The organism is Dickeya parazeae Ech586, from assembly GCF_000025065.1.
Classification (GTDB): domain Bacteria; phylum Pseudomonadota; class Gammaproteobacteria; order Enterobacterales; family Enterobacteriaceae; genus Dickeya; species Dickeya zeae.
In genome coordinates this window covers 1051633-1064954 of sequence record NC_013592.1, presented here as the reverse complement: position 1 = coordinate 1064954, position 13322 = coordinate 1051633, and the positions used below count along the sequence as shown (strand labels likewise).

Genomic DNA, 13322 nt, shown 5'->3' with positions numbered 1-13322 from the left:
TTATGCTTTTTTCGCCGAAACGGAAACCGATCGTATTTGGGGGCCCGTCAGTTTCTGCAATTAAAAAACATGGTGATGTTATCGAGTATCGCCCGCCGATCCAGGGTGGGGAATTAGCGGCATTGGCAGGCAGTGGTCGCCCGGTATTAATCGCTGATGGTTTATTCGGTACTAAAATGTCTGTAACGGTGGTTGAGTGTCTGGAATTTATTCAGGCAGGCGGTTTATTGCTGGGTTGTTCCAGTATGGGGGCACTGCGTGCAGCTGATTGTTATAGCTCAGGGATGGTAGGCGTGGGGCAAATTTTTCATGGCTATATTATGGGGTATTACCACTCTGATGCTGATGTGGCAGTACGCTATCATTCAGGAAGTTATGAGGAAATAACGCTTTCATGGGTACATATAGACCATATTACTCGCCATCTCGTGATGCAGAAAAAATTCTCATCACTGACTGCCAGGCTCATTTTGGCAAAAATCCGCGCCATTAGTTGGTATGAGCGTTATATCGACCAGGTGATAGAAATCATTCGCTCTTTTTCACCACAGCTCATAGAAAGTGAATTAAGGTCATTGTTTCATGACAATATTCTGCATCCTAAGAAACATGATGCGCAACTCGCTATTAACTACCTAACTCAATTTTATCTGGCAAGACGTGAGCAATAAAAATGAAGAATAGTCATTGGTTAAAAGGTATCGGTTATCTGGATAGTACCTTCCGTGCGATGCAATCGACATCAAATCAGTTAAGCCATCTCTTGGTTGGTGCTTTAGGAGGGATGTTTAATTCTGCAGTATCACTACGCGTTTCTATCGCATTCTACTCCTCCATTCTTCTTGAAATTCCTTCAGGCTTACTCGCCGATAAGCTAGGGCATTTTAGAAGTGTTGCACTGGGTAGCTATTTTACTGCCTCCGCACTGCTCACGCTATTTTTCTCTCTGACGAGCACTCACGATGCCAGCTTGCAGATATCCCTGTTGATCCTCAGCTCATTTCTCAGTGCTATCGGTATGAGTCTGATTTCAGGGGCCTATCAGGCCATGCTGCAAGATATGATAGATAGTCAAATAATTAAGTACGGCGAGGAAAGTAGTCTGCGCACCAAAGCGCTTCTGCTTTCTCAACGCTATGGTAAGGAAATTGTATCTATTGTTCCAATTATCTTCCTCCTCATTTTACTTATCATGTATCGTACTATCGGATATGCAGAAGCGATGCTGTTTATCCCGGCAATTATGTTTATCGCCTTAGGTCTCTGGTTATGGCGTTACCCAAAGAAAAATACAACTAAAGAATCAGATAACCAATACCACCATACAAAGGCAAGTAATAAAAACACACTTAAGACATTTATTTACCATCTCAAAGCAATGAGTCGGGAACAGTTGATCATGTTAATGAAGATATCATTGATAATTGTTTTACTTAATTTCTCAATGGTACATGTTCATACTTATCTGATGGTGGCAGAGTTCAGAGAGTATAACATTATGGATATCAGCATTATCTATCTAATTCCATTATTCTTGTTTATTGCCTCTTTTGATGCTGCTCACTATGTTAAAGGCATCATTGTTCCTCGTGCCGCAGCGAAGTTCAATGATAAGACTCTGGTTATGTTATCTTTTGGTAGCCTGGCGTTATTATCTGCTGGTTGTTATCTACTTTATATACATGTGGATGGAATATTTTCACTCATCTTATATGTGTTATTTTTCCGCGCCTGCGTGACAATGGGGCAAGACGTGGCAATCAGTAACTTACTGGCTCGTCTTCCTGAAGAGATCCGTGCATTTACGCTTAGCCTGGTAATGAGCTCAGTCATTGTGTTATACGGGGCTTACTCTGTCTATTTAACATTTATCGGTATTGGTGCGGAACCCGCACAAAATGTTTTGATAGAAATTCTTGCGATTGCTTTAATTGGCGGAATTTTTGCCCTGTCGCTAAAAATAGTGCCATTAGATGAGCCTGATGCTTCTGAGTTGCAGCCATCTAACTAACAATTTGATCGGAAAAAGAACCATGAGTACAGAAAAAGCCAAGTTATTCTCTACAGCCAGAACTGATGTGTACCGTCTTACTGAGGATTTTTCCGAGCAACTTCAATGCTTCTTAATTGAGAATAGGGAAAATTTCGCACCGTTTGAGCCATTGCGTACAGAAGATTACTTCTCACTTGAGAATATCAGGCAACGTATTATTGACTCTCAACCTGATTTCAACGCCAAAAAATGCCTACTGCTCGTGTTCACGGTTAAGGGAGAAGACAAAATCATTGGGAGTATTAATTTCACTAACTTTGTTTATGGTGTATTTCAGGCGGGCTATTTAGGTTTCTCCATCGATAAATCCTATCAGGGAAAAGGGTTGATGCGTGAAGCGCTACAAAGTGCCATCGCCTACGTCCATGAAAACTATGGTCTGCATCGTATTATGGCGAATCATCTCCCCGATAATATACGCAGCCAGAATATATTGGCAAGCCTGGGGTTCGAGAGAGAAGGATTTGCAAAATCCTACTTAAAAATAAATGGGAAGTGGCAAGATCACGTTCTGAACTCATACGTAACTGCTGAAAAATAGAAGGATAAACAACATGGATAAGCGTGAATTAAGCCACTATCTCAGAAAATCCTTTTCTGAGATAGTGGCAAAGGTATCCGACATCTATGGACTTAACTCAACGGAGCGATTATCAGATTTTATGGCCGGTATGTTGGGCGAATCCCACCATAAGCCATTGCACCCATTACAAAAACCGCGTTTACTATTTTTCCCCGGACTGAGCAATGGACCATGGATTGACGAGAGCGCAAGTGAAAAAACCGCGTCAATCGCCGGTCTATTAGCCGAAAATTTTCAGGCAATTAAAGAGGAATTCACCGCCGCAACGGATCAGCTTAAGGTATATTCCTCCAGTAATTTGTTCAAGAATCTCTCAGAGAAAGATTGGTCATCCATTTCGCTCTGGAGTCGTGGAGAGTTCAGTGAAAAAATAATTCACTTCCCCCATTTGAAAAAATTAATTGATAGGGTTGAAGAGAGTCTCTTTCCATGGCGTGGAGAGGTCACTTTTATGCGACTAAAAGGCGGCGCCTGGCTTCCTGAACATTATGACTGGACTAATGCGCAAATAACTTGCCACTTTGGCATTAATATTCCCGAGGATTGCGGGCTTATTGTTGCAGGAGAGGAACGTCGTTGGGAAGAGGGAAAATCCATTTTCTTCGATCATAGTTTTCTCCATCACGTCTATAACCATGCGGATGAAGATCGGGATATTCTATTGATAAATTTTTTACATCCTGAACTTACTGACGCAGAAGTACATGGTATTAGATTATTAGGTCCGGTTCTGGCAAAAATCAGCGATTCCTCTCAATAGTACACTGGGCGGTAAACGAGGCAACCATCGTTTCTCAGTGTAAATGGTTTGAGCGGTGATTATCGTCAAAGAATGGATTGCTCTACTCCTTTTCTAAACCTCGTACCACGGGTTTACCAGCAAAGAAATATCCCCGCCTTCTGACGGGGAAAGATGGATGGCAATTATTGCGCCGGACGGCCGTAGTAAGCCGTGAAACTGGCTTTAGCCAGTGTATTGGCGTTGATCATAAAGCCGCCGAGTGCCGGATTCGCGTCTTTAGGAATATCCAGCGTTTTGGTTTTCAGTGCGTACACGGTAAAAATATACCGATGCGGTTTGTCACCTGCTGGCGGGCAGACACCACCCCATGCCGCCACCCCGTAGTCAATACGCACCTGGCTGGCACCCGTTGGCAAGTGCTTACCACCGATCTCGCCTGCGTTAGTGGCAAGGCTGTGTACATTCGCTGGAATATTGATAACCATCCAGTGCCACCAGCCGGAACCCGTCGGTGCATCTGGGTCATAGACAGTGACGGCAAAACTCTGAGTTGCTGCTGGTGCGCCATGCCAGTTCAGCGCAGGGGACTGGTTCTGCCCGCTGCAGCCAAAACCGTTAAATTCAAAGCTGGCAGGCAGCGTGCTGTTCGGCGCAATTGCCGGGCTGGACAACGTCAGCGTATCCGCATGGGCTGCGGCAGCAGTCATGATGGCACCAGCAAATAACGAAACGCAGGAACGGGACATCCGCAAACCGGTTTTCATATCGATACTCCTCTGTTATTCATGATAGGCTTGGACCGTCACTCACCGCGTTTTCCAAACGGCGACGTCTCGACGATGAGTGTCAGCACACACTAAAACTGTGAGACTAATAGTAGCGAACCGCCCTTGCTCCCGTTGTTCCGGTTCGTGCAATCTCTGCTCCATTTTCACCACGGATAACAATACGGGATGACGCTAACCCACCATCATGCTGCCTTGTCCCTGACGAATCCCGTCGAGCCTATCCCACGACACGCTGCAACCAGCCCGCTGCTTTTGCATCAGATTGTTGCCCGCAGCCAATACGCATTACGCACCGTGGTCATTCGTGCCGACCTGATTGGGTTAGTCGTTTCTGGCACCAAGCAGTTGCTGGCACCGGAAGGCCACAGTGATTTTTCGACCGGAGAAATATTCATTTTACCGCGTGGCACTCAATGGGATGTTGTCAACGACCCTGCGCCACAAGGGCGCTATGTGGCCCAGATCCTTAACCTGCAACCCGAGACGATAACCCATTTTTATCAGTCTTTCGGTCAGTTTGCCGCGCTGGAACCACTACGCCGAGTCGCCAGGGTGGCGGATAACGTTGCTATCAAAACCGCGTTTTTACGCACCGTCGATGCACTACGCGATGCAGACGGTTCAGCCACACTGAGTGAACACCGAATGCTGGAGGTGTTGTTACTACTGGCTGAACACGCCGGTGTGGTTCTCGCCCCGCCAGTGACGATGAACTGGAGTGAGCGCGTGCGTCGGCTAGTGGCACAACGCCCATATGACGACTGGTCAGCGGGTCGGGTGGCCCAAGCGCTATCCACCACTATCAGCACCTTAAACCGCCGACTGGCGCAGGAAGACAACACCATTACCCGCTGCGTGCGCGAAACCCGGCTGGAAACCGCCATGGTGTTATTGCAGTCATCCGAACGCTCAGTTGCCGCCATCGCCCTTGATGTCGGTTACGAATCTCACAGCAAATTCACCGCCGCTTTCCGCCGCCGCTTCGGCATCGTGCCATCGGCATTGCGCAGGTGATGAATGACTCATAGGGCGCTCGTGCTCCTCTAACAAGCGCCCCATGATTCCCTACCCAATTGCGCTCGACGATGACTACCGGCACACTGGTGATAAATCAGTCAAATCAGGAGAGACAAGATGCCAGACCATCCTTCGATTGCGCTCATTGGCCCCGGTGCTATCGGCACCACTATCGCGGCGCTACTGCATGACGTTAACCGCACGCCAGTCCTTTGCGGGCGCACTGCACATCCTCAGTTAGTTCTGCGCCACGATGACGGTGAAGTGGTGGTGCCTGGCCCGGTATTGAGTAACCCTGCAACTCTCAACCATCCGTTCGATTTGGTGTTTCTTGCGGTGAAAACGACCCAGGTTGCTGATTGCGCCGACTGGCTGGCGACACTGTGCGATGAAAATACCGTCGTGTGTGCACTGCAAAATGGCGTCGAGCAGAAAACCCAACTGGCTCCTTTGGTCAACGGCGCACAGGTGCTGCCTTCAGTCGTCTGGTTTCCGGCACAGCGCGAACCCGATGCCTCTGTCTGGCTGCGCGCCAAACCACGTCTGACACTGCCGGATGTACCTCAGGCAAAACGGGTCGTTGATGCGCTCAGCGGCACACGCTGCACGGTTGAATTGTCATCGGATTTCACCTCGGTGGCCTGGCGTAAACTGCTGCAAAATGCCGTCGGCGGCCTGATGGTGCTAGCAAATCGCCGCGCCGGGATGTTCTCTCGTGGGGATATTACCGAGCTGGCGCTGGCCTATCTGCGTGAATGTCTGGCAGTCGCACGTGCGCAAGGCGCGGTGCTTGACGATAGCGTTGTGCAGGAGATCGTTGATGTTTTCCATCATGCACCAGCGGATTTAAGCACCTCAATCCTCGCCGACCGACAGGCTAATCGCCCGTTGGAGTGGGATATCCGTAACGGCGTGATACAGCGCTACGGCCATTTACACGGTATTCCCACCCCCATCAGCGACGTGCTGGTCCCCCTGTTAGCGGCTGCAAGCGAGGGGCCGGGTTGACGGTAGGTTAGTCGAGTACTTATACGGACATACCCAATTCTACGGACATACCCAATTCGTTCTGTTTTAGGTCAGGGTCAAAATCATTAGCACAATTATCTAATTCCGGATTGCACTAACCGAGAGGAAGCGGGTCAACACAACCAGCCCATAACAAGGGCTGGCGTCTCTCTGACAACAATATTCTGACAATAACCTTGTTTTATAAAAACAATATTCCCATCCCGGCAATGCATTTCTCTTAAAAATAGCCTGAAATAACCGATTGTCATGAACATTGCCCCGAGCAATATATGCCAGAACGATTACAATTACTGTAGGAATTCATGAGCCGCGTTCAGGAATGACTTGCAGGATGATGAGGCGGCCATTTGACCATGTGTGCTTAGTCAGCCACGAGCTTCTCGCTGGCAACGAATTCGGGCGCAGAAAAACTCTCTGCCAGGACGCTACTTAGAGGATGTTCCAATGAAATCGATAAAATCCATCCTGCTTTTTTTGCTGCTTATCGGTCTAGGGTCAGTGTTAACACAAGGTGCAGTCAATTGGCGGTCAGGGCAGCAAATGCTCTCGCAGGCCAGTAAGATCTTCACCGCGAAAGACATCACTGCGGATATCCTGCCACCGCCTCTATACCTGATTGAGGCTCGGCTGACGTTATCGCAAGGGCTTGATGGCACGCTATCACCAGCCGAAGCGACAAAAACGTTCGACAAACTGGCCCAGGACTATACCACTCGTGTGGACTACTGGCGCAAGACACCGACCTTCGGTATCGAGCAATACCTTTTGGGAGAACAACACAATGCCGCACTGAAATTTATGGAGGCAGCGCGCCGTGACGTATTGCAGCCGCTGGCCGCTGGCAATACCGCGGCCGCGCGCGCGGGACTGCCAGGCGTGCACAGGCTCTATGAAGCGCATCGCGTAGCGGTGGACAAGACTGTTGAGGTTTCTAATGCTTTCGCTGATAAGAACCAGGCAGCCTTTGATGCGATCGAGGCATCGAACGCCAGAACCAGCATGGGCGTACTTATTGGGGCGCTATGTGTGTGTTTAGCCCTTTACCTCGGTGCACGCCGTCGCCTGCACACCGCCGTCTCCTCACCGTTGCTGAATGCCTGCGAAGCGGCACAGAAGATTGCCGGGGGTGACCTGACCTGCCACATCCAGGTACATGGCCGCGACGAAGCCAGAGAAATGCTCAACGCGTTGGCCGACATGAAAGATAGTCTGCAGAGCATCGTCGCGATGGTACGTACCAGTTCCGACGCTATTTTCACCGATTCAATGCTGATATCCACAGGCAACACCGACCTGAGCAAGCGTACGGAAGAGCAAGCTTCCAGCTTACAGCAGACTACAGCGTCAATGATGGAAATTCGCTCCGCGGTACAAAAGAACGCGGAAACAGCGGAGCAAGCGACCAGGCTCGTGTCGTCAACCCGTGATACGGTGCAACAAGGGGGTGATGTGATGCATCAGGTGATCTCAACCATGCAAGACATCACGGCCAGCGCCCAGCAAATCACGGAGATCATCGCCATCATTGATGGCATCGCCTTCCAGACTAACATTCTGGCCCTGAACGCAGCGGTTGAAGCCGCCCGCGCCGGTGAGCAGGGTCGAGGTTTTGCCGTTGTTGCGGGTGAAGTCCGCTCACTAGCCCAACGCAGTGCTGAAGCCGCTAAAGAGATCAAAAAACTGATCAGCTCCAGTATGGAGAAAATCGAAAACGGTTCGCATCTGGTTGAAAGTGCTGGCGCATCGATGGACAGCATCGTTTCGCAAGTACGCACCGTCTCTGACTTCATCACAGAGATCAGTTCTACGGCGAAGGAGCAGGTCTCCGCCATCAGTCAAATTACCGATGCCGTAGGGCAGCTCGACCTCGTAACACAACAAAACGCATCGCTGGTCGAAAAAGGCGCAACGACGGCGACAAACCTCACCCACCAGTCGCAATTGCTTGCCGGGTTGGTGGGACGATTCCGACTGGAAAACCCTACAACGCAGGCCAGTACCGATCATGGATACCTGGCAGTTGCAGATCAGGCAACGCCTCTGTTGACATCCAGCCAGGACTCTTCAGGGGGAAGAAATGCTACACGCAAACACTCAAAACCCGCGGCCGAACATTGGTCAACATTTTGATACAGACGCCACGGAGACGACATCACGTCGGGCGCGTCATACACAGGACGTTTTTGATCCTTGAAGAAGAGGCTGAGCCTGGTAGCCATGTGAGAAATGCTGCCAACTCAGCCGCGCAGGCCTCGATTTGCATCGATAGCCACGTCACCGCCATCACCAAACGCGATTGTTTCGAGCGCGCTCGAAGAATGCGGCGTCCCCTCTTGTTTTCCTGCCTTGAAGACTCCGTTATCATGCAGCCTGCATACGAATGAAAGCCACGCAGGTCGGCTATATGCCCAATCACCGGGTGATAACCAAACCGGCCAGCAGAGCAACACAGGATTTCATGTGCGCTAATGATCATCGCCGGTATCATTAACGCATTAAAATTTAAGAAGATGGACATCACAACGCGATGAGTACACCAGAGAGTTTAGACGCCCACACCCCCATGATGCAGCAGTATCTGAAGTTGAAAGCCCAGCATCCCGATATTTTGCTGTTTTACCGTATGGGCGACTTCTATGAGCTGTTTTATGACGATGCCAAACGCGCATCGCAATTGCTGGATATCTCGCTCACCAAACGTGGCGCGTCAGCGGGTGAGCCGATTCCAATGGCCGGTGTCCCTCATCACGCGGTAGAAAACTATCTGGCCCGGCTGGTGCAGTTAGGCGAATCCGTAGCCATTTGCGAACAAATTGGCGACCCGGCGACCAGCAAAGGGCCGGTAGAACGTAAAGTGGTGCGTATCGTTACCCCCGGCACCATCAGTGACGAAGCGCTGTTACAGGAAAAACAAGATAACCTGCTGGCCGCCATCTGGCAGGAAAACCGGGGATTTGGTTACGCCACGCTGGACATCAGCTCTGGTCGTTTTCGTCTGGTAGAGCCGGTTGATAAGGAAACCATGGCGGCTGAGTTGCAGCGCACCAACCCGGCGGAACTGCTCTATCCGGAAACGTTCGAAGCGATGTCCCTGATCGAACACCGCCACGGGCTGCGCCGCCGTCCGCTGTGGGAATTCGAGCTTGATACCGCTCGCCAGCAGCTCAACCTGCAATTTGGTACCCGCGATCTGACCGGTTTTGGCGTAGAGCAAGCCCGACTGGGCCTGCGTGCCGCGGGTTGTCTGTTGCAGTACGCCAAAGATACCCAGCGTACATCGCTGCCGCATATCCGTGGCATCACCATGGAACGCCAGCAGGACGGCATTATTATGGATGCGGCAACCCGCCGTAATCTGGAACTGACGCAGAACCTGTCTGGTGGGGTCGACAACACGTTGGCTTCCGTTCTCGACTGTACCGTGACCGCGATGGGCAGCCGTATGCTTAAGCGTTGGTTGCACGCCCCCATTCGCGATACTCAGGTGTTGCTGCAACGTCAACAGGCTATCGGCGCGCTGCAGGATACCGCCACCGAACTGCAACCGTTTTTGCGTCAGGTCGGCGACCTGGAACGTATTCTGGCGCGTCTGGCGTTACGTTCCGCGCGCCCGCGTGATTTGGCCAGAATGCGTCACGCGTTTCAGCAACTGCCCGATATCCATGCCCTGCTGGAAACCGTCAACGCCGAAGCCGTACAGCAGTTACGCGCCTCTATCGGCCATTTCGATGAACTGCGCGACCTGCTGGAACGCGCCGTGGTAGAAACGCCGCCAGTGTTGGTGCGCGACGGTGGGGTTATTGCCAGCGGTTACAACGACGAGCTGGATGAATGGCGCATGCTGGCTGACGGTGCCAGCGATTATCTGGATAAACTGGAGATCCGTGAACGTGAGCGGCTCGGTATCGATACGCTGAAAGTCGGCTTTAACGGTGTACACGGTTATTACATTCAGGTCAGCCGTGGGCAAAGCCACCTGGTGCCGATGAACTATGTCCGCCGTCAGACGCTCAAAAACGCCGAGCGTTACATCATTCCCGAACTGAAAGAATACGAAGATAAGGTACTGACCTCAAAAGGCAAGGCGCTGGCGCTGGAAAAAGCGCTGTATGAAGGGCTGTTCGACCTGTTATTGCCGCATCTGGCGGAACTCCAGCAAAGTGCATCTGCACTAGCGGAACTGGATGTGCTGAGCAACCTGGCCGAGCGTGCCGACACACTGAATTACGTCTGCCCGACCCTGAGTGACAAACCGGGGATCAGAATCAGCGGCGGCCGTCACCCCGTCGTCGAGCGGGTACTGAGCGAACCGTTTATTGCCAACCCCTTGTCACTGTCACCCCAGCGCCGACTGCTGATCATCACCGGCCCCAATATGGGCGGGAAAAGCACCTACATGCGCCAGGCGGCGTTAATTGTCTTACTGGCACATATTGGCAGTTACGTCCCAGCCGAACAGGCCGTCATTGGCCCGGTTGACCGTATATTCACCCGCGTCGGTGCTGCTGACGACCTCGCATCTGGCCGATCCACCTTTATGGTGGAAATGACGGAAACCGCCAATATTCTGCATAACGCTACCGAACACAGCCTGGTACTGATGGATGAAATCGGGCGCGGCACCTCCACCTATGATGGTTTATCGCTGGCCTGGGCCTGTGCCGAAGCGCTGGCAAACAACATCAAAGCCATGACGTTGTTCGCCACCCACTATTTCGAGCTCACCAACCTGCCGGAGAAAATGGAAGGGGTGATCAATATCCATCTTGACGCACTGGAACACGGCGACACGATAGCCTTTATGCACAGCGTGCAGGAAGGGGCGGCCAGCAAGAGTTATGGACTGGCGGTAGCCGCACTGGCTGGCGTACCCAAAGAAGTCATCAAACGGGCCAGACAAAAGCTGAAAGAACTGGAGTCACTGGCTGGTCATGCCTCCGCCAGCCATGTTGATGGTTCGCAACTGGCGCTACTAACGCCAGAAGAGCCGTCACCAGCGCTGGAAGCGCTGGAGTCTATCGACCCCGATGCGCTGACGCCGCGTCAGGCGCTGGACTGGTTATATAAATTAAAAGGCATGCTGTAACGGTAACACACCGAGCGGAGAACTGTGCGACCCAGGTTCTCCGCTCACGCAAGCCGACTCATTCGGCTCACGTCGTTGTTAAAAAAATAAAATTAAAACGATGAGATTAAGACGATGAAACGGGATAAGCGATCACACGGGAGTGGGAGTAATAGCTCACGCGGATAGCTGCAACCCCTTGCGTGGTCGTCACCGAAAGCACAGACCCAGTCGGCTGTTTCGTTATAGGACGCTCTGCCACGGTAGTGCCCGCTCTCGTGTCGACATTCGAAAGCCAGCTAATGCAATCGGGTGCGGCCAACTTCTCCTGCTTATCTACCACCAAAAGCCGGTAACGCGAAGCCGTCGCCAGCGGATGACCATCATCACCCAACACTTCCAGATCATTATTCGATGGGCGGAAATAGCGCTTCTCACCATGACTATCGGTCAAGACCAGGCGCTCGGCAGTGCGACTCCAGCGACCGGATTCCGCAACCGTCGTCTTACCATCAGCCCCCGATGGATAGCTCTCCTGCATAACAAAACTGCCATCCGCACTCAAAAAAAGCGATGTGTCCGCCTCGCCGCAGGTACCACAAGGCAGCTTACCGCGATAATACTGCGCCATCGGGCGTAACGGCTCATCCTGAACCTGAGAACGGGAATGACACCCCATCAGCCCCGATAACAAAACAACAAGCATCACCCCTGTCGCCAGTTTTTTCATCCTTATTCTCCTGCTGTGTTGTGCTGGCATGCTGTCAGATCATCCCTAACCCTGTGCAATTTGCCAGTCACTGAACGACAATTCCAGATTATTCTGATCGTCGGACAGCCAAATAGTTCCCTCCTGCAACGTCGCTTGTAACGTCATGGTGCGTCTGGCTAATGCAGCCAGACTCGCCAGTTGCTGATCATCCAAAAAACGTACCGTCAGGTTAGACAGGGCTCGTGCTTTATCCGCCATGCTTTGCCACCACACCCGGGCAGCACGCTCACCGTAAGCATAGAGCACCACGTCAGGTGACAGGCTGCAGGCTTTTTTCAGACGCTTCTCGTCCGGCAACCCCAGTTCAATCCATAACATCAATCGACCATCATCGCTGTGGCGCCAGATTTCCGGCTCGTCATCCGCGCACAATCCTTTGGTAAAACTCAGTTGCTCATCAGCATGACAGATCCATGCCAACAGTCGCAGCATCATGCGTTGGTCGGTTTCCGAAGGGTGCTGAGCCAGCGTCAGGCTGACATCCTGGAAAAACGCGCGATCCATATCGGCGATGTTAACACTGGCTTTATAAACCGTTGCTTTTAAGGCCATTCTCTACCCCTTGTCACAGAACCGGTAGTCTACCCCAGCAGCGACCGACATCACAGTCGCGCGCGTCAAACCGGCGGTAATGGCAGAATATGCTGTTGCATTATGCTGATAACCTGCCGGGGCCTATGCTATAGTCGGAAAGAAGAGGAGAGTTTATCTTCGTAGAATTACATTGCAGTCACGATAACAGCGAAGGGTGCATGAATCTCTACCGGGTTAAGCTCTAAGGGAGGATATTGTGCAACAATACAGTGAATTAGTACGCCGTCTGTACGCGGAGATCGCCAGTGGTGATCTGGGGTATATACCCGACGCGCTGGGTTGTGTGTTGAAAACCCTGGATGGCATCGCGACAAACAGCGAGTTACCATCCTCTGTCAGGGAACAGGCGGCCTATGCCGCCGCTAACTTATTGGTGAGCGATTATGTCAATGAGTAATGAATATCAACCCATTAATTGTGATGACTACGATAACCTGGAAGCCACCTGCCAGCAGCATTTGACGTTAACGGTAGAACTGCGTAATGGCGAAGTCGTGGTGGGTAAAGCCAGTGATATGATCTCTCGAAAAAACATCGAATATCTGGTGATTGACGACGCGGGCCAACAACGCGAACTCCGTCTCGACCATATCCTCAGCTTCAGTCACCCAGAGATTGGAAAAGTTGTCGTCAGTGAACCCTGACCCCTATCCTCGCAACACGAACGGGCAACCTT

At 51.4% G+C, this 13322-nt stretch carries 13 protein-coding genes; 10 read left to right on the top strand and 3 right to left on the bottom strand.

The features are described 5' to 3' along the window. Positions 1-2: 2 nt before the first annotated feature. From DD586_RS21080 to DD586_RS21075, 4 genes are read left to right on the top strand one after another with little or no spacing between them, the layout of a single operon-like run. Positions 3-671: a TfuA-like protein gene (locus DD586_RS21080; protein ID WP_012883691.1), complete on the top strand. Its 669-nt coding sequence runs from the start codon at positions 3-5 to the stop codon at positions 669-671. A 2-nt stretch (positions 672-673) separates the two neighbouring features. Next, complete coding sequence (locus DD586_RS04805; protein ID WP_012883690.1) at positions 674-2011, top strand: MFS transporter; 1338 nt, start codon at positions 674-676, stop codon at positions 2009-2011. A 22-nt stretch (positions 2012-2033) separates the two neighbouring features. Then, positions 2034-2594: a GNAT family N-acetyltransferase gene (locus tag DD586_RS04800; protein ID WP_012883689.1), complete on the top strand. Its 561-nt coding sequence runs from the start codon at positions 2034-2036 to the stop codon at positions 2592-2594. Between the two features lie 13 nt (positions 2595-2607). Continuing rightward, the gene (locus DD586_RS21075; RefSeq protein ID WP_012883688.1) at positions 2608-3396 is read left to right on the top strand and encodes an aspartyl/asparaginyl beta-hydroxylase domain-containing protein; all 789 of its coding nucleotides are present in this window, start codon (positions 2608-2610) and stop codon (positions 3394-3396) included. Positions 3397-3560: 164 nt separating this feature from the next. Here DD586_RS21075 and DD586_RS04790 read toward each other — a convergent pair whose 3' ends face one another. Beyond that, complete coding sequence (locus tag DD586_RS04790) at positions 3561-4142, bottom strand: YbhB/YbcL family Raf kinase inhibitor-like protein (RefSeq protein WP_012883687.1); 582 nt, start codon at positions 4140-4142, stop codon at positions 3561-3563. Between the two features lie 189 nt (positions 4143-4331). Between DD586_RS04790 and DD586_RS04785 the strand changes: the two genes are divergently transcribed. The 4 genes from DD586_RS04785 (at position 4332) to mutS (ending at position 11301) form a co-directional block, all read left to right on the top strand. Beyond that, on the top strand, positions 4332-5180 hold the full coding sequence (locus tag DD586_RS04785; protein ID WP_012883686.1) for a helix-turn-helix transcriptional regulator: 849 nt from the start codon (positions 4332-4334) through the stop codon (positions 5178-5180). A 120-nt stretch (positions 5181-5300) separates the two neighbouring features. Beyond that, a complete protein-coding gene (locus DD586_RS04780) occupies positions 5301-6191 on the top strand; it encodes an oxidoreductase (RefSeq protein WP_012883685.1) in 891 nt (296 codons plus the stop codon). 468 nt (positions 6192-6659) lie between these two features. Then, on the top strand, positions 6660-8345 hold the full coding sequence (locus DD586_RS04775; RefSeq protein ID WP_012883684.1) for a methyl-accepting chemotaxis protein: 1686 nt from the start codon (positions 6660-6662) through the stop codon (positions 8343-8345). A gap of 397 nt (positions 8346-8742) precedes the next feature. Further along, a complete protein-coding gene (gene mutS, locus DD586_RS04770; RefSeq protein WP_012883683.1) occupies positions 8743-11301 on the top strand; it encodes a DNA mismatch repair protein MutS in 2559 nt (852 codons plus the stop codon). A gap of 106 nt (positions 11302-11407) precedes the next feature. On the opposite strand, the gene DD586_RS04765 is transcribed toward mutS, so the two are convergent. Then, the gene (locus tag DD586_RS04765; protein ID WP_012883682.1) at positions 11408-12010 is read right to left on the bottom strand and encodes a copper resistance protein NlpE N-terminal domain-containing protein; all 603 of its coding nucleotides are present in this window, start codon (positions 12008-12010) and stop codon (positions 11408-11410) included. A gap of 45 nt (positions 12011-12055) precedes the next feature. Continuing rightward, positions 12056-12604: a YaeQ family protein gene (locus DD586_RS04760; RefSeq protein WP_012883681.1), complete on the bottom strand. Its 549-nt coding sequence runs from the start codon at positions 12602-12604 to the stop codon at positions 12056-12058. Positions 12605-12842: 238 nt separating this feature from the next. On the opposite strand from DD586_RS04760, the gene DD586_RS04755 reads away from it, so the two are divergent. Further along, entirely contained in the window at positions 12843-13043 is a 201-nt protein-coding gene (locus tag DD586_RS04755) for a YaeP family protein (RefSeq protein WP_012883680.1), read from the top strand. Beyond that, on the top strand, positions 13030-13290 hold the full coding sequence (gene rof, locus DD586_RS04750; RefSeq protein ID WP_012883679.1) for a Rho-binding antiterminator: 261 nt from the start codon (positions 13030-13032) through the stop codon (positions 13288-13290). Before DD586_RS04755 ends, rof begins: the two co-directional genes overlap by 14 nt. Positions 13291-13322 lie beyond the last annotated feature (32 nt).